We start from the raw sequence: 16,383 nt of genomic DNA, 5'->3' as shown, positions 1-16,383 counted from the left end.
CATCCCCGCGCGTCCCGCACCGACCGACCCAGGAGCCCCGGCCACGTGAGTCACGTGAGCAGCCAGCCAGCGCACGGCCAGTCGCCGCTGCGCACCGTGCAAGTGCTGGGCGGCGGCAGCGCCGGAAGCAGCACGCACGTCAGGTCGCTGGCCGCCGGGCTCGTCGCCAGGGGAGTACGCGTCACCGTCTGCGCCCCCGCCGAGGTCGCGCACGTCTACGGCTTCGCGGACGTCGGCGCCCAGCACGTCACCGTGCCCCGCAGCAGCGACCCCGGATCCGTCGCAGCGCTCCGGCTCGCCTGCGCCGACGCCGACCTCGTCCACGCGCACGGGCTGCACGCGGGGCTCCGCGCGTCCCTCGCGCTCAGCGGCCGGACCACGCCCCTCGTCGTCACCTGGCACACCCGCTCCCACGCCGAGGGAGCCCGCGCCCACCTGCTGCGGCTGCTCGAACGGCGGGTGGCGAGGGCCGCTTCCGTGGTCCTCGGCACGTCCTCGGACCTCGTCGAGCGAGCGCGTGTCCGTGGTGCCCGTGACGCCAGGCTGGCCGCGGTCGCCTTCCCGGCGCCGCGCCGCCCCGATTCGTCGGAAGCCGTGCCGGTGCCCGGACCCGAGGGACCTGAGGACCCGGAGCGCATGCAGTACAAGGCGCGGGCCGAACTCGGCGCTGTGGAACGGCCGTTGCTGATGGCCGTCGGCAGCCTCGTGAAGCACCGCGGCTACGGGACGCTGCTGGACGCCGCGCGCACCTGGCGCCACCTCGACCCCGTGCCGCTCCTCGTCATCGCGGGCGAGGGGCCGGAGCGGGGCGCGCTCCAGCGCCGGATCGAGAGCGAGCAACTGCCCGTACGGCTCGTGGGGCGCCGTGACGACGTCTCCGAACTGCTCGCGGCCGCCGATGTGGCTCTGCTGGCCAGCAGTTGGGAGTCCCGCTCGGTCCTCGCGCAGGAGGCGCTCCACGTGCGCGTGCCGCTCGTCGCCACCGACGTCGGCGGCATCCCCGAACTCGTGGGCGACGCGGCGGAACTCGTCCCCTACGGCGACGCGCGCGCCCTCGCCGACACCGTCACCCGCCTCCTGTCCGACCCCGCGCGCCGCGACCAGCTCAAGGAGCGAGGCACGCTGCAGGCGGCCTCATGGCCGACGGAGGACGAGACGGTGGCCCAAGTGCTCAGCATCTACGACGAGTTGACGGGGGCCCGGCCGCCGGGCTGACCTGGCCGAGGCCCGACGCTCACCCCACATGCCTGCGCGCCCGCAGCGCCAGGCTCAACGCGAGTACCGTCTGCGGGTCGTCCAGGTCCGTGCCGAGCAACTCCCCTATGCGGGCCAGGCGGTTGTAGAGCGTCTGACGGTTCAGATGGAGTTCGCGGGCCGTCTCCGCCTTGCGGCCCGCGTGCGCCAGATACGTCTGGAGCGTGGGAAGGAGCGGCGGCTTGGCGCGGCGGTCGTGGGCCTGGAGAGGCCCGATCGCACGCTCCACGAACGCCGCCAGGTCCGGATGGTCCCGCAGCCGCCACAGCAGCAGGTCGATGTCGAGGCGCCGCGCGTCGTACCAGGGCCGGTCCGACAGACCCTGCGCCGCCGTGGCCGTCTCGGCCGCGTGCCGCAGGCCGGCCGCGGCCGCGGCCCAGCCGCCCGCGCCGCCGACCACGACGACCGGCGGCTGCGTCCCGGCACGCTGCATGCCCGCCCGCTCGACCCCCGCCCGCAGCGCCGCCGCCACCCGGTCCGCGACCGCCGTGCGCTCCGAGTCCGACCGCAGCCCGAGCAGCAGGGGGACGCGCCCCTCGACGGGCCGTACGCCGAGCAGGACCGGAACCCCGACCGCGGCCAGCTCCTCGGCGACCGCCCGGGCCAGCACCGCCCAGCCGCCGCCGGGGGAGAGGCCCACCGAGCCCACCGACGCCTCGGGCAGCCGCATCACGACCGGCAGCAGCGGCCCCTGGCCGCCCGGCTTGAACCCGAGGACACGCGCCTGCGCCGGGGCGTCGTCGGGCGTGATCCGGCCCTCCGCGAGATCCGTGAGGAAGTCACCGCGGCCGCGCGCCGCCAGCTCCTCCTCCTGGCGGGCCTGCATCAGGACGACGGCGAGGCTGCTCGCCGCCCGTTCCGCCGCGATCCGGTGCACGGGCGCCAGCGGGGCCGCGACCGGCAGCAGGACGAGGCGCGCCCGTACGGACCCGGTGCCGGGCCCGCCGCCCGGCACGTCGACGAGCACGGCCCCGGCCGGCGGCTCGTCGCGGTCGGCGGGCTTGCCGCGCATCCCTTCCCACACCTGGAGCGGGTCGGCGACCTCGGGCTCGCCCCCGGCGGCGTACAGGAGCTGCCCGTCGGCCGTCTCCAGGAACACCGGGTTGCCGCTGAACTCCGCGAGAATGCGCAGGACTTGGGGCACTCCGCCGCCGCCGAGCAGGGCCTCCGTGCAGCGCCGGTGCACCTCTTCCGCGCGCTGGAGGAGCGCGTAGTGCCCGTTGACGATCTCGGTGTGGACCTCTTCGGTGACCGTCACGAACGGCACCTCGCGGTGCAGCTGCACCAGCGGGAGGCCGGCCGCGCGCGCGGTCTCCACCAGCGCGGCGGGCAGCCGCGCGAAGCGCTGGCCCAGCTCGATGACGAGCGCGGAGATCCCGCGGTCGGCGAGCTTGCGGACGAAGGCCCGCTGCTCGGCCGGGCGCGTACCGATGCCGAACCCGGTGGTCAGGAGCAGCTCGCCGCCCTTGAGGAGCGAGGCGATGTTGGGCACCTCGCCCGCGTGCACCCAGCGCACGGTGCGCTGCAGCCGGTCCCCTCCCGCCACCACTTCCGGGAGCCCGCTGCGCAGACCTGGCAGTTCCAGGGCCCGCTGCACGGTGATGCCGCCCTGGGTGCCGGGCGCGCTGCTGTGGGGGGCCTGAGTGTCCATGGTGCGGACGCTACCTGCGCGCACGGTCCGGGAAAACCTTCGGCCATCAGGCAGGACGCGGCAGACGCCGCCGGCGGCGCGCCCCGCAGGGGAACGCGCCGCCGGAAACGTGCTCAGGAAGCCGATCTAGCCGCCGTACGCCCCCGAGGCCGTCAGCCGCAGGGCCGTGTCGATCAGCGGAACGTGACTGAACGCCTGCGGGAAGTTGCCGACCTGGCGCTGGAGGCGCGAGTCCCACTCCTCCGCGAGCAGTCCCAGGTCGTTGCGCAGCGACAGGAGCTTCTCGAAGAGCGTGCGGGCCTCGTCCACACGGCCGATCATCGCGAGGTCGTCGGCCATCCAGAACGAGCAGGCGAGGAACGCGCCCTCGTCGCCCTCCAGGCCGTCGACGCCCGCGTCCTCGCCCGTCGTCGGGTAACGCAGGATGAACCCGTCCGGCGTCGAGAGCTCCCGCTGGATCGCCTCGATCGTGCCGATGACGCGCTTGTCGTCGGGCGGCAGGAAGCCCATCTGCGGGATCAGGAGCAGCGAGGCGTCCAGCTCCTTCGAGCCGTACGACTGCGTGAACGTGTTGCGCTCCTTGTCGTAGCCCCGCTCGCACACGTCCCGGTGGATGTCGTCGCGCAGTTCTCGCCACTTCTCCAGCGGCCCGTCCGCGTCACCCGACTCGATGAGCTTGATCGTGCGGTCCACGGCGACCCACGCCATGACCTTCGAGTGAACGAAGTGCCGGCGTGGCCCGCGCACCTCCCAGATGCCCTCGTCCGGCTCGTCCCAGTGCTTCTCCAGGTAGCGGATCAGCTTGAGCTGGAGCAGCGACGCGTAGTCGTTGCGGGTCAGGCCCGTCATATGTGCCAGGTGCAGTGCCTCGGTGACCTCGCCGTACACGTCGAGCTGGAGCTGGTGCGCCGCGCCGTTGCCGACCCGCACCGGCGCCGAGTTCTCGTACCCGGGCAGCCAGTCGAGCTCCGCCTCGCCGAGCTCGCGCTCGCCCGCGATCCCGTACATGATCTGCAGGTTCTCCGGGTCGCCCGCGACCGCGCGAAGCAGCCAGTCCCGCCAGGCGCGGGCCTCCTCGCGGTAGCCGGTGCGCAGCATGGAGGACAGGGTGATCGCCGCGTCGCGCAGCCAGGTGTAGCGGTAGTCCCAGTTGCGGACACCGCCGATCTCCTCCGGCAGCGACGTGGTCGGCGCGGCGACGATGCCGCCGGTCGGCGCGTACGTCAGGGCCTTGAGCGTGATCAGCGAACGGACCACGGCCTCGCGGTAGGGCCCGTGGTACGTACAGTGCTCGACCCACTCGCCCCAGAACTCCTCCGTCGCCTCCAGGGACCCCTCCGGGTCGGGGAGGGCCGGCGGCTTCTGGTGCGAGGGCTGCCACGAGAGGGTGAACGCGATCCGGTCACCCGGCGCCACGGTGAAGTCCGAGTACGTCGTCAGGTCCTTGCCGTACGTCTCCGCGGTCGAGTCGAGCCACACGGAGTCGGGACCCGCGACCGCGACCGTACGTCCGTCGACCTTGTGCACCCACGGCACGATCCGCCCGTAGGAGAAACGCATGCGCAGCGCCGAGCGCATCGGGACGCGGCCGCTGATGCCCTCCACGATCCGGATCAGCTGCGGCGCGCCGTCACGCGGCGGCATGAAATCGGTCACGCGGACCGTGCCGCGGGGGGTGTCCCACTCGGATTCGAGGATCAGGGAATCGCCGCGGTACGTCCGGCGCGCCGCGGTCGGCGGCTCGGCCTCCGGCGCGTGCGCCGGTCCCAGCCGCCAGAAGCCGTGTTCCTCGGTGCCGAGCAGGCCGGCGAAAATGGCATGCGAGTCGAAGCGTGGGAGGCACAGCCAGTCGACTGTTCCGTCCCGGCAGACCAGGGCTGCGGTCTGCATGTCTCCGATGAGTGCGTAGTCCTCGATGCGCCCGGCCACGTGCATCTCCAGTCGAACGGCCACGTACGCCCCCGGAAGGGCGATCGCTCTGCGGTCTCTGCGGTCAAGGGTTCGTGTTGGTACGTCGTCATGAGAAACGAACTGACGAGCTCTTGTTCCGGGAGTAACGGGCGGGGGTAGTGCCGTTTGCCGGCCTGGCTCGGCAGCGAGTGTCCGAGCAGGATACGACGCACCACAGTGATCCGCGCGCCGGTCCCGGCAACGAAGGTGGGCCGAAAGGGTGAGCGGCGGGTGAGGTTTCGGTGATGCTGTGGTGACGCATGTGCGGAGCGTGGCCGGAAGCAGCCTCGCCCACTCGCTGATACCCTGGTAGCCCGTGGACCGGTGCGCTTCTGCAAGCAGTCGAAGCCCCCGAACCCGCAGCGACGGCACCCCCGGAAATCTCCGGACCAGGCAAGCCGGTACGCATTCCAGACCGCGACCACGGGAGCCCCCTCTTGGCCATGACGCCCAAATCCACGACGACCAAGCACATCTTCGTCACCGGGGGTGTCGCCTCCTCCCTCGGCAAGGGCCTGACGGCCTCCAGCCTGGGTGCGCTCCTCAAGGCGCGTGGTCTGCGGGTCACGATGCAGAAGCTCGACCCGTACCTGAACGTCGACCCCGGCACGATGAACCCGTTCCAGCACGGTGAGGTGTTCGTCACCAACGACGGCGCCGAGACCGACCTGGACATCGGCCACTACGAGCGCTTCCTCGACGTGGATCTGGACGGCACGGCCAACGTCACCACCGGACAGGTCTACTCCCAGGTGATCGCCAAGGAGCGGCGCGGCGAGTACCTCGGCGACACCGTCCAGGTCATCCCGCACATCACGAACGAGATCAAGCACCGCATCCGCCGCATGGCCACGGACGACGTCGACGTCGTCATCACCGAGGTCGGCGGCACGGTCGGCGACATCGAGTCCCTGCCGTTCCTGGAGACCGTCCGCCAGGTCCGCCACGAGGTCGGCCGCGACAACGTCTTCGTCGTGCACATCTCGCTGCTGCCCTACATCGGCCCCTCGGGCGAGCTGAAGACCAAGCCGACCCAGCACTCGGTCGCCGCCCTGCGCAACATCGGTATCCAGCCGGACGCGATCGTCCTGCGCGCCGACCGCGAGGTGCCCACCGCGATCAAGCGCAAGATCTCCCTGATGTGCGACGTCGACGAGGCGGCCGTCGTCGCGGCCATCGACGCCCCGTCGATCTACGACATCCCGAAGGTCCTGCACACCGAGGGCCTGGACGCCTACGTCGTCCGCAAGCTGGACCTGCCGTTCCGCGACGTGGACTGGACGACCTGGGACGACCTGCTCGACCGCGTCCACAACCCCGACCACGAGATCGTCATGGCGCTCGTCGGCAAGTACATCGACCTGCCCGACGCCTACCTGTCGGTGACCGAGGCGCTGCGCGCCGGCGGCTTCGCCAACAAGGCCCGCGTCAAGATCAAGTGGGTCGCGTCCGACGACTGCAAGACCGCGGCAGGCGCCAAGAAGCAGCTCGGCGACGTGGACGCGATCTGTATTCCCGGCGGCTTCGGCGACCGTGGCGTGTCCGGCAAGGTCGGCGCGATCCAGTTCGCCCGCGAGAACAAGATCCCGCTGCTCGGCCTCTGCCTCGGCCTGCAGTGCATCGTGATCGAGGCCGCGCGGAACCTGGCCGACATCCCCGACGCGAACTCCACCGAGTTCGACGCCGCCACCGCGCACCCGGTCATCTCCACGATGGCCGAGCAGCTCGACATCGTCGCCGGTGAGGGCGACATGGGCGGCACCATGCGGCTGGGCATGTACCCGGCGAAGCTTGCTGAGGGCTCCATCGCGCGCGAGGTGTACGACGGCAAGGAGTACGTCGAGGAGCGCCACCGTCACCGCTACGAGGTGAACAACTCCTACCGCGCCGAGCTGGAGAAGAAGGCCGGTCTGCAGTTCTCCGGCACGTCGCCGGACGGCAAGCTCGTGGAGTACGTGGAGTACCCGCGCGAGGTGCACCCTTACCTGGTCGCGACCCAGGCGCACCCCGAGCTCCGCTCCCGTCCGACCCGCCCGCACCCGCTCTTCGCGGGCCTGGTGAAGGCGGCCGTCGAGCGTAAGACGGGCGCCGCGGCGAACGGCAAGAAGGCCAAGTAAGCCGTGTAGGACATGGGTTGTACGGTTGCCGGGGTGCGTGCCTTTTGGGGTGCGTGCCCCGGTTTCTGTTTACGTGCGTAGGAGGACGTGTCGACATGACGACGATCAAGGACACCGCCGAGGAGTGGGAGGTCCGGGCGACCGAGACCCCCTTCGTCGGGAACAAGACCTCTGTGCGCACCGACGACGTGGTCATGCCGGGCGGCTCGGTCGTCCGCCGTGACTACCAGGTCCACCCCGGTTCCGTGGCCGTCCTCGCCCTCGACGACCAGGGCCGCGTCCTGATCCTCAAGCAGTACCGCCACCCCGTGCGGCACAAGCTCTGGGAGATCCCGGCCGGACTCCTCGACATCCCCGGCGAGAACCCGCTGCACGCGGCCCAGCGCGAGCTCTACGAGGAGGCGCACGTCAAGGCGGAGGACTGGCGCGTCCTCACCGACGTCTACACGACGCCCGGCGGCTGCTCCGAGGCCGTCCGCATCTTCCTGGCCCGCGACCTGTCCGAGGCGGAGGGCGAGCGCTTCGAGGTGGAGGACGAGGAGGCCGACATGGAGCTGGCCCGCGTCCCCCTGGCGGAGCTCGTGCGCGGTGTGCTGGCCGGTGAGCTGCACAACAACTGCCTGGTGGTGGGGGCGCTCGCGCTGACCGCCGTGCAGGCCGGTGACGGCGTGGAGTCGCTGCGGCCGGCCGAGGCGCCCTGGCCCGCCCGGCCGTTCGAGGCGTAGGTACGGGCGGTGTGCCGGAGGGGCTGGTTCCGATCGGCCCCTCCGGTCACACCATCCGCTGATCCGATTGAGGGACACCCCCGCGCCGCCCGCCAGGGAACGCCGTTCCGCCTGAACTAGGCTCTCAAAGCGTCCCGCCCGAACCCGGCGGGTTCGGCGCAGGTGGACGGAGCGTGGCCCGTGACGGATCAGGCGGTCGAACCGAAGGACGGACTGAAGGGCAGTCAGTTCCTGGGCCGCAGCCGTGAGTTGAAGGAACTGCGCGCAGACATCGAGCGCGCGGGTCTCGACACGATCGCCGGGCGCAAAGCGCCACGCGCGCGCGTCCTGCTCATCGCGGGCCGCCCGGGATCCGGTCGCACCGCGCTCGCCGAGGAACTCCTGGGCCAGGTCGCCGCCGACTATCCGGACGGCATCCTGCGGACCCGCCTCACCGCCCCGGACGGCACCCGCGTCCCCACCGAACGCACCGCCCGCGAACTCCTCGACTCCCTCGATCTGCCCGCGCCCCCCGGCGAAGGAGAGGACGACCTCGCCGAGCGGCTGCGTGAAGGGCTCTCCGTCCGCAGGGCCGTACTGTTCCTCGACGACGCGGCGGACGCCGAACAGGTCGACCCGCTGCTCCCCGAATCCCCCGACTGCCTGGTCGTCGCCGTGTCCGAGGGGCCACTGACCGGAATCTCCGACGTGCGGCCCTGCACACTCGGCGGCCTCGACACGAAATCCGCCCTGGAGCTGCTCGGCCGGCACACCGGATCGGTCCGCATCACCGTCGACCCGCGCTCGGCGGAGTCCCTCGTCGAGGAGTGCGGGTCGCAGCCCGCGGCGCTGATGCTGGCCGGCGGCTGGCTCGCCGTACGCCCCAAGGAGGCCGTGGCGGACCTGGCCAAGCAGCTGCACGCCCGGGCCGACGACGGGTCCGCGCTCGCCCGCGTCTTCCAGCACGCCTACGCGTCCCTGCCGGTGCCCGCCGCCCGGATACTGCGCTACCTGTCCCTCGCCCCCGAGGGGCATGTCGACCCGCACACCGCGTCCGCGCTGGCCGGCTGCTCCGTCTCCGCCGCGCAGACCACCCTGGACGACTTCACGGTGCTCGGCCTGGTCGGGCGGATCGACTCCGAGCTGCCGCAGTACGAGGTGCCCGGCTGCCTGATGCCGCTGCTGCGCGGCCTGACCGAGACCCACGACCGGCCCGGCGAGGTGCAGCTCGCCCGCGCCCGCATGCTGGAGCGCACGGTGCGGCTGCTCCAGTCCTGCCGCGCGATCACCGAACCGGACGGCTCACCCGCCCGCAAGAAGCTCGCGGGGCTGCCCCGCGCCCTGCGTTTCCCGAGCCCCGCCGCGGGCGCCGAGTGGCTGCGGGTCCGGCGGCCCGCGCTGCTGGCCGCCGCCCGTCTCGCCGTCGCCGACGGGGAGCTCGACACCCTGGCCAGGCGCCTGATGGCGGCCCTGGCGCGCGCCCTGGCCGCGCACGTCGGCACCGAGGCCGCCGCCCCCGACCTCTACGGCATCCACCGCCTCGTCCTCGACGTCGCCGAGCGCAGGAACCTGCCCCGCGAGAAGGCCGCGGCCCTTCTGAACCTCGCCGACCTCGACGCGCGGACCGGCCGCACCCAGGAGGCGCTCACCCGCTACCGGGCCGCTCTGGACGCCGGGCGCGAAGCCAGGGACCCGTACGCGACCGGCCGCGCGATGGAATCCGTAGGCGGCACGTACCAGGAGCTGGGGGACTGGTACCGGGCCGCCGACTGGTACGGGCGCGCACTCGCCCAGCGGCTCACCCGCGGCGAGCGCGCCGACGCCGCGCGGCTGCACGGCCGCATCGGCACGGTGAACACCTACGCGGGCCGTTACGGCGACGCGCTGCGCAGCTGGCGCTCGGCCGCCGCCGGGTACCGCAAGGAGGGCGATGTCGCGGCGCAGGCGCGGGCGTTGAGCGAGATGGCGCGTGTCCAGGAGTACGCGGGCCGGCCCGAGGAGTCGCTGCACACCTGCCAGGAAGCGGTCGAGTGGGCGCGCCAGGCCAAGGACGTGCGACTGCAGGCCGCGCTGCAGCTCCGCCTGGCCGACACGCTCGACCGGCTCGGCGACCCCGCGGCCGCGAAGCTGCACCGTGGTGCGGCCGAGCGCATGCTGGGAGAGGAGCTGCCGATCGAAGGAATGACTCCAGAACAGGGTGCTGATGCCTACGAAATCCGCAGTGCATCCGAAGAAGATTGATGCTTTGAAAGGCTAGACAGCTAGAAATCCTTCATTAGACTGGCTCCGCCGCGTACTTCCGTGGTGTCTCCCGGTGCGCCCCCAAGCGCACGGGTATGTAGTGCAATGCCCGAGAAATCCCTGAGCCAAGGACCGTGATCGACGATGAAGGTCGGCATCCCCCGCGAGGTCAAGAACAACGAGTTCCGGGTGGCCATCACCCCCGCCGGTGTGCACGAGCTCGTGCGCAACGGCCACCAGGTCTTCGTCGAGCAGAACGCCGGTGTCGGCTCCTCGATCACGGACGACGAGTACGTCTCGGCCGGTGCGCAGATCCTCGGCACCGCCGACGAGGTCTGGGCCACCGCTGACCTGCTCCTGAAGGTCAAGGAGCCGATCGCGGAGGAGTACCACCGTCTCCGCAAGGACCAGACGCTCTTCACCTACCTGCACCTCGCCGCCTCCAAGGAGTGCACGGACGCGCTCCTGGAGTCCGGCACCACCGCCATCGCGTACGAGACGGTCGAGACCGCGAACCGCGCGCTCCCGCTGCTCGCCCCGATGTCCGAGGTCGCGGGCCGCCTGGCCCCGCAGGTCGGCGCCTACCACCTGATGGCCGCCAACGGCGGCCGCGGTGTCCTGCCGGGCGGTGTCCCGGGCGTGCTCGCCGCCAGGGCCGTCGTCATCGGCGGCGGCGTCTCCGGCTGGAACGCCGCGCAGATCGCCATCGGCATGGGCTTCCACGTGACCCTGCTCGACCGCGACATCAACAAGCTCAAGGAAGCCGACAAGATCTTCGGTACGAAGATCCAGACCGTCGTCTCCAACGCCTTCGAGCTCGAGAAGGCGTGCCTCGAGGCCGACCTCGTCATCGGTGCCGTCCTCATCCCGGGCGCCAAGGCCCCGAAGCTGGTCACCAACGAGCTCGTCTCCCGCATGAAGCCGGGAAGTGTCCTTGTCGACATCGCGATCGACCAGGGCGGCTGCTTCGAGGACTCGCACCCGACGACGCATGCCGAGCCGACCTTCCCGGTCCACAACTCGGTCTTCTACTGCGTCGCCAACATGCCCGGCGCCGTGCCCAACACGTCGACCTACGCGCTGACGAACGCCACGCTGCCGTACATCGTCGAGCTCGCGAACCGCGGCTGGGTCGAGGCCCTGCGCCGCGACCCGGCGCTCGCCCTGGGCCTCAACACCCATGACGGCAAGGTCGTTTACCGCGAGGTCGCCGAGTCCCACGGCCTCGAGCACACCGAGCTGGAGTCCCTGCTCGGCTGACGCCGACGACTCTTCGACCGCTTTCGTCAACGGAAGTCGTCAATCTCACGCCTGCGGCCGGACCTTGTGAGGGGTCCGGCCGCATGCGTATCACTTGGGCATCAATACGGACTTGGTCAACTCGCCTCGAACGTAACCCTTTAACCGATTCGCGCACCCGCGAAACGCTTCGAACCGACGCCGTGCACCCTTGACACAAGGGTGTTCCGTTGCCGACACATCGGGCCGGGTCCGGCGGATTGTGTTGCTGCGGAGTGGTGACACGCCATAGAGTCGCCAACCGTCGGCATGGTGCCACGCTGACCTATCTAGAAGTTTCCTGGTCACCAAGGAGGTAAGACGACTTGTGAATGAGTCGACATTTACTCCCGGGGGTGGTCAACCAGGAACGGTTGCGAGGGAGCAAGGTCCCGCGGGGCTCGAGGCTGTCGGCTCCGTCGCGGTCCGTACCTTTGCCGCCCGTCAGAGCAGCCCCCTGCAGACGCAGACAGCACCCCAGAGCATGGATGGCCATCACGTGAACGCCATGGCCGGCGACCGAAGTGGCGAACGCTCCCACTTCGCCGACTACGACGAACTGCCCGAGGGGCACTTCTACGACCCCGACGCCGAGTACGAGCCGGACCCCGAGTACGCGGCCACGCTCGCGCCCGACGCTGCCCGTCAGCGCCGCGAGCGCGTCGGCCCGACCGGGCGCCCGCTCCCGTACTTCCCGATCCCAGGCCCGCTGACCGACCACGGCCCCGCGAAGATCATCGCGATGTGCAACCAGAAGGGCGGCGTCGGCAAGACCACGTCGACCATCAACCTGGGTGCAGCGCTCGCGGAGTACGGACGCCGGGTCCTGCTCGTCGACTTCGACCCGCAGGGCGCGCTCTCGGTCGGTCTCGGCGTGAACCCGATGGAACTCGACCTGACGGTCTACAACCTGCTCATGGAGCGGGGCATGGCCGCGGACGAGGTCCTCCTGAAGACCGCGGTCCCGAACATGGACCTGCTGCCGAGCAACATCGACCTGTCCGCCGCCGAGGTGCAGTTGGTGAGCGAGGTCGCGCGCGAGTCCACGCTCCAGCGGGCGTTGAAGCCGCTGATGGCCGACTACGACTACATCGTGATCGACTGTCAGCCCTCGCTCGGCCTGCTCACCGTGAACGCCCTGACGGCGGCTCACAAGGTGATCGTGCCCCTCGAGTGCGAGTTCTTCGCGCTGCGCGGTGTCGCGCTCCTCACGGAGACGATCGAGAAGGTCCAGGAGCGGCTCAACCCCGACCTGGAGCTCGACGGCATCCTCGCCACGATGTACGACTCCCGCACGGTGCACAGCCGTGAGGTGCTCGCGCGTGTGGTCGAGGCGTTCGACGATCACGTCTACCACACGGTGATCGGCCGGACCGTGCGCTTCCCGGAGACCACGGTCGCCGGTGAGCCGATCACGACGTACGCCTCCAACTCGGTCGGCGCGGCCGCCTATCGCCAGCTCGCCAGGGAGGTGCTCGCCCGGTGTCACGCCGAGTGAGTCTGCCGGGGGCCGACGAACTGTTCCGTACGACCGGGGGAATGGGGCTCCAGGCCTCGTCCCCGAGGCGCCCGGCCAACGGCGAGGCGCGGGTGCCCGCCCCGGCGGGTGAGAGCGACGCCGTCGCCGCCGAGGAGAAGCAGCGCGGCGAGGGCGGCGAGAGCGCCGAACACGCGGCGGCGGACGACGAGTCGGGCGAGTCCCGCAGCCGCGCCACCGAGGGCGACAAGCCCGCGGGGCGCCGCCCGCCGCAGGCGCAGGAAGGTTCTGCCTCCGCGGGGTCGTCGCGCAAGCGCTCCCGGGCGGCCGCCAACCGGCGGCCCAGCGGGCGCGAGCGCCACGACGAGAAGATCACGGTGTACGTCTCCGCCGAGGAGCTGATGGACCTCGAGCACGCGCGCCTCGTGCTCCGCGGGGAGCACGGGCTCGCCGTGGACCGCGGTCGCATCGTCCGCGAAGCGGTCGCCGTGGTGCTCGCCGACCTCGAATCGCGCGGAGACGCGAGCATTCTCGTACGCCGACTGCGCGGGCGGTAGCGGTAACGTCCGCCTGATGCCCGCGAACGACGACGACTCCTCCACGCCCGGCCGGGGCGCGCGGCGACGCGCGCTGGGCCGGGGCCCCGGGGCGACGCGCCTGCCGGCGCCGGGGGCGGGGGTACTTCCTGAGCCGGAGCTCGCTCCCGAGTCGGTGGCCGTTCCTGAGGCGGAGCTTGCTCCTGAGCCAGAGGCCGTTCCTGAGGCGGAGCTCGCTCCTGAGCCAGAGGCCGTTCCGGAGCCGGAGCTCGTTCCTGAGCCAGAGGCCGTTCCAGAGCCGGAGCCAGAGCCCGTTCCCGAGCCGGAACCTGGGCCGTCGGCGGAGCTCGTCGCTGAGCCGGATCCGGGGCCTCAGGAGCCGGCGGGCTCCGACCCGGAACCCGAACCTGAGCAGCCCGTGCCCGACGACGGGCGGTTCAAGGTGCGGCTGGCCAACTTCGAGGGGCCCTTCGATCTGCTCCTCCAGCTGATCTCCAGGCACAAGCTGGACGTCACCGAGGTCGCGCTCTCCAAAGTGACCGACGAGTTCATGGTGCACATCCGCGCCATGGGTCCCGAGTGGGATCTCGACCAGACCACCGAGTTCCTCGTCGTCGCCGCCACGCTGCTCGACCTCAAGGCCGCCCGGCTGCTGCCGACCGCCGAGGTCGAGGACGAGGCCGACCTCGCGCTCCTCGAAGCGCGTGACCTCTTGTTCGCCCGGCTGCTCCAGTACCGCGCGTACAAGAAGATCGCCGACATCTTCAGCGAGCGGCTCGACGAGGAGGCGCGGCGCTACCCGCGGACCGTCGGTCTGGAGCCGCATCACGCCGAGTTGCTGCCGGAAGTCGTCATCAGTATCGGGGCGGAAGGATTCGCGCGGCTCGCCGTGAAGGCGATGCAGCCCAGGCCGAAGCCCCAGGTGTACGTCGACCACATCCACGCCCCGCTGGTCAGTGTGCGCGAGCAGGCCGGGCTCGTCGTGGCGCGGCTGCGGGAGCTGGGCGAGGCGAGTTTCCGGGTGCTGGTGGAGGACACCGACGACACCCTGACCGTCGTGGCCCGCTTCCTGGCCCTCCTTGAGCTGTACCGGGAGAAGGCCGTCAGCCTGGAGCAGGAGGAGGCCCTCGGGGAGCTTCTCGTGCGCTGGACCGGCGGGGAGGGCGACGGGGAGCCGACCGTCACGGACGAGTTCGACAGGCCCCCCGAGACGGCCGGCAAAGACGGTGCCGGCAAAGACGGTAAAGAGACAAAGGCCGAGCGGGGCGGGGCGGAGGAGGAGCAGTCATGACGGGCACGAGTGGGCAGGAAACCGTCGCCGGGGCCGACCGGGTCGCCGAGCTGGAACTCGGGCCGGCCCTGGAGGCCGTACTGATGGTCGTCGACGAGCCCGCGACCGAGGAGCACCTCGCGAAGATCCTGGACCGGCCGCGCAGGGCCGTGGCGGACGCCCTGCGGGCCCTGGCGGACGAGTACACGGTCCAGGGCCGCGGATTCGAGCTGAGGCTCGTGGCGGGCGGCTGGCGGTTCTACACCCGGCCGCAGTACGCGGCGGCGGTCGAACGCTTCGTGCTCGACGGGCAGCAGGCCCGGCTCACCCAGGCGGCTCTGGAGACCCTCGCGGTCGTCGCGTACCGCCAGCCGGTGAGCCGGTCGCGGGTCTCCGCCGTGCGCGGAGTGAACTGTGACGGTGTGATGCGGACCCTCCTCCAGAGGGGCCTCGTCGAGGAGGCGGGCGCGGAACCCGAAACAAGTGCGATCCTGTACAGGACGACGAACTACTTTCTGGAGCGGATGGGCCTGCGAGGCCTGGACGAGCTCCCGGAACTCGCGCCCTTCCTTCCGGAGGCGGACGCGATCGAGGCCGAGACGCAGGAAGGGGTCCCGTCGTTCGACCCGGACGCACCCGATGCGCCGGGTTACGAGGACGCAGACGACTAGACGGAACTTTTGATGCGAAGCAGCAGCAGCGGCAGGAACAGCAGCGGAAACAACGGCGGGAGCCGTGGTGGCAACAGCGGCGGCCGCGGCAGCAGTGGCGGCGGTGGCCGCGGCGGCAGCGGTGCTCGCGGCGGCAGCGCCGGCGGCGGTCGCGGGAACTACCGCGGTGCCGGCAACGACCGTGACGACAAGCAGGGCCGGCCGAGCAAGCCGCGTCCCGAGGAGCGGCGCTACGACGTGAGCCCCGCCGACGGCGGCGGCGCACCGAGGCGGGGCCGGGGCGCGGCGGCGCGCGGCGGCGCCAAGGGCGGCCCCCGTACCTCCCAGGGCACCGGTGCCCGCGGCGGCGGCCGCAGCGGCGCCCCGGGGACCTCGCGGGAGTACGACGCCCGGCAGGAGGAGCGCAACCGCGACCGGTACGCGGGCAGGCCTGACATCAAGACCCCCAAGACCTTCCCGGGCGCCGAGCAGGAGGGCGAGCGGCTCCAGAAGGTGCTCGCGCGGGCCGGTTACGGCTCCCGGCGCGCCTGCGAGGAGCTCGTCGAGCAGGCTCGGGTCGAGGTCAACGGCCAGATCGTGCTCGAGCAGGGGCTGCGTGTCGACCCGGAGAACGACGAGATCAAGGTCGACGGTCTGACCGTGGCGACCCAGTCGTACCAGTTCTTCGCGCTGAACAAGCCGGCCGGTGTCGTCTCCACCATGGAGGACCCCGACGGCCGCCAGTGCCTGGGTGACTACACGAACAACCGCGAGACGCGGCTGTTCCACGTCGGGCGGCTCGACACCGAGACCGAGGGCATCATCCTGCTCACCAACCACGGAGAGCTGGCCCACCGCCTCACCCATCCCAAGTACGGCGTGAAGAAGACCTACCTCGCGCACATCGTGGGCCCGATCCCGCGCGACCTGGGCAAGCAGCTCAAGGACGGCATCCAGCTGGAGGACGGGTACGCGAAGGCGGACCACTTCCGCGTCGTCGAGCAGACCGGCAAGAACTACCTGGTCGAGGTCACCCTGCACGAGGGCCGCAAGCACATCGTGCGGCGCATGCTCGCGGAGGCCGGGTTCCCGGTCGACAAGCTGGTGCGGGTGTCCTTCGGGCCGATCGCTCTGGGCGACCAGAAGTCGGGCTGGCTGCGGCGTCTGTCCAACACCGAGGTCGGCATGCTGATGCAGGAGGTCGACCTCTAGAAGCACCTGGGTATCCCGCTCCGGCGGGCGCCTGGCTCTTGTG

Annotated in this window: 12 protein-coding genes; 10 read left to right on the top strand and 2 right to left on the bottom strand. The window is 71.3% G+C overall.

Going from position 1 to position 16,383, the window contains the following annotated elements:
- The first annotated feature begins 45 nt into the window (after positions 1–45).
- Positions 46–1,215, top strand: a complete 1,170-nt coding sequence (locus LGI35_RS12435) for a glycosyltransferase family 4 protein (protein WP_227293929.1) — start codon at positions 46–48, stop codon at positions 1,213–1,215.
- A gap of 19 nt (positions 1,216–1,234) precedes the next feature.
- Here LGI35_RS12435 and LGI35_RS12430 read toward each other — a convergent pair whose 3' ends face one another.
- A complete protein-coding gene (locus LGI35_RS12430) occupies positions 1,235–2,905 on the bottom strand; it encodes a PucR family transcriptional regulator (RefSeq protein WP_116502886.1) in 1,671 nt (556 codons plus the stop codon).
- Positions 2,906–3,031: 126 nt separating this feature from the next.
- A complete protein-coding gene (locus LGI35_RS12425; protein ID WP_116502887.1) occupies positions 3,032–4,840 on the bottom strand; it encodes a glycoside hydrolase family 15 protein in 1,809 nt (602 codons plus the stop codon).
- Between the two features lie 458 nt (positions 4,841–5,298).
- Here LGI35_RS12425 and LGI35_RS12420 point away from each other — a divergent pair, with 458 nt between their 5' ends.
- The 9 genes from LGI35_RS12420 (at position 5,299) to LGI35_RS12380 (ending at position 16,340) form a co-directional block, all read left to right on the top strand.
- Positions 5,299–6,972, top strand: a complete 1,674-nt coding sequence (locus LGI35_RS12420) for a CTP synthase (protein ID WP_116502888.1) — start codon at positions 5,299–5,301, stop codon at positions 6,970–6,972.
- A 95-nt stretch (positions 6,973–7,067) separates the two neighbouring features.
- Positions 7,068–7,697 (top strand): NUDIX domain-containing protein, encoded by a 630-nt coding sequence (locus LGI35_RS12415; protein ID WP_227293928.1) that lies wholly within the window; start codon positions 7,068–7,070, stop codon positions 7,695–7,697.
- Between the two features lie 180 nt (positions 7,698–7,877).
- Positions 7,878–9,917, top strand: a complete 2,040-nt coding sequence (locus tag LGI35_RS12410; protein ID WP_227293927.1) for a tetratricopeptide repeat protein — start codon at positions 7,878–7,880, stop codon at positions 9,915–9,917.
- Positions 9,918–10,061: 144 nt separating this feature from the next.
- Complete coding sequence (ald, locus tag LGI35_RS12405; RefSeq protein WP_227293926.1) at positions 10,062–11,177, top strand: alanine dehydrogenase; 1,116 nt, start codon at positions 10,062–10,064, stop codon at positions 11,175–11,177.
- 346 nt (positions 11,178–11,523) lie between these two features.
- Positions 11,524–12,693 (top strand): ParA family protein, encoded by a 1,170-nt coding sequence (locus LGI35_RS12400; RefSeq protein ID WP_116502892.1) that lies wholly within the window; start codon positions 11,524–11,526, stop codon positions 12,691–12,693.
- The gene (locus tag LGI35_RS12395; RefSeq protein ID WP_116502893.1) at positions 12,678–13,229 is read left to right on the top strand and encodes a hypothetical protein; all 552 of its coding nucleotides are present in this window, start codon (positions 12,678–12,680) and stop codon (positions 13,227–13,229) included. Before LGI35_RS12400 ends, LGI35_RS12395 begins: the two co-directional genes overlap by 16 nt.
- Before the next feature lie 16 nt (positions 13,230–13,245).
- Positions 13,246–14,499 carry a segregation and condensation protein A gene (locus tag LGI35_RS12390; protein WP_227293925.1) on the top strand — a complete coding sequence of 418 codons (1,254 nt, stop codon included), beginning with the start codon at positions 13,246–13,248 and terminating at the stop codon, positions 14,497–14,499.
- On the top strand, positions 14,496–15,149 hold the full coding sequence (gene scpB, locus LGI35_RS12385; RefSeq protein WP_227293924.1) for an SMC-Scp complex subunit ScpB: 654 nt from the start codon (positions 14,496–14,498) through the stop codon (positions 15,147–15,149). Before LGI35_RS12390 ends, scpB begins: the two co-directional genes overlap by 4 nt.
- Before the next feature lie 12 nt (positions 15,150–15,161).
- Complete coding sequence (locus LGI35_RS12380) at positions 15,162–16,340, top strand: pseudouridine synthase (RefSeq protein ID WP_227293923.1); 1,179 nt, start codon at positions 15,162–15,164, stop codon at positions 16,338–16,340.
- Positions 16,341–16,383 lie beyond the last annotated feature (43 nt).

The organism is Streptomyces longhuiensis, assembly GCF_020616555.1.
GTDB lineage: Bacteria > Actinomycetota > Actinomycetes > Streptomycetales > Streptomycetaceae > Streptomyces > Streptomyces longhuiensis.
The sequence above is the reverse complement of the archived record's forward strand: the minus strand, read 5'-3'. Positions and strand labels throughout refer to the sequence as shown.

Excerpts from the sequence above, each read along its gene's own strand:
- LGI35_RS12430 (WP_116502886.1), bottom strand. The coding sequence starts at position 2,905 with ATGGACACTCAGGCCCCCCACAGCAGCGCGCCCGGCACCCAGGGCGGC.
- LGI35_RS12425 (WP_116502887.1), bottom strand. The coding sequence starts at position 4,840 with ATGCACGTGGCCGGGCGCATCGAGGACTACGCACTCATCGGAGACATG.
- LGI35_RS12420 (WP_116502888.1), top strand. The coding sequence starts at position 5,299 with ATGACGCCCAAATCCACGACGACCAAGCACATCTTCGTCACCGGGGGT.
- LGI35_RS12415 (WP_227293928.1), top strand. The coding sequence starts at position 7,068 with ATGACGACGATCAAGGACACCGCCGAGGAGTGGGAGGTCCGGGCGACC.
- ald (WP_227293926.1), top strand. The coding sequence starts at position 10,062 with ATGAAGGTCGGCATCCCCCGCGAGGTCAAGAACAACGAGTTCCGGGTG.
- LGI35_RS12390 (WP_227293925.1), top strand. The coding sequence starts at position 13,246 with ATGCCCGCGAACGACGACGACTCCTCCACGCCCGGCCGGGGCGCGCGG.
- scpB (WP_227293924.1), top strand. The coding sequence starts at position 14,496 with ATGACGGGCACGAGTGGGCAGGAAACCGTCGCCGGGGCCGACCGGGTC.
- LGI35_RS12380 (WP_227293923.1), top strand. The coding sequence starts at position 15,162 with ATGCGAAGCAGCAGCAGCGGCAGGAACAGCAGCGGAAACAACGGCGGG.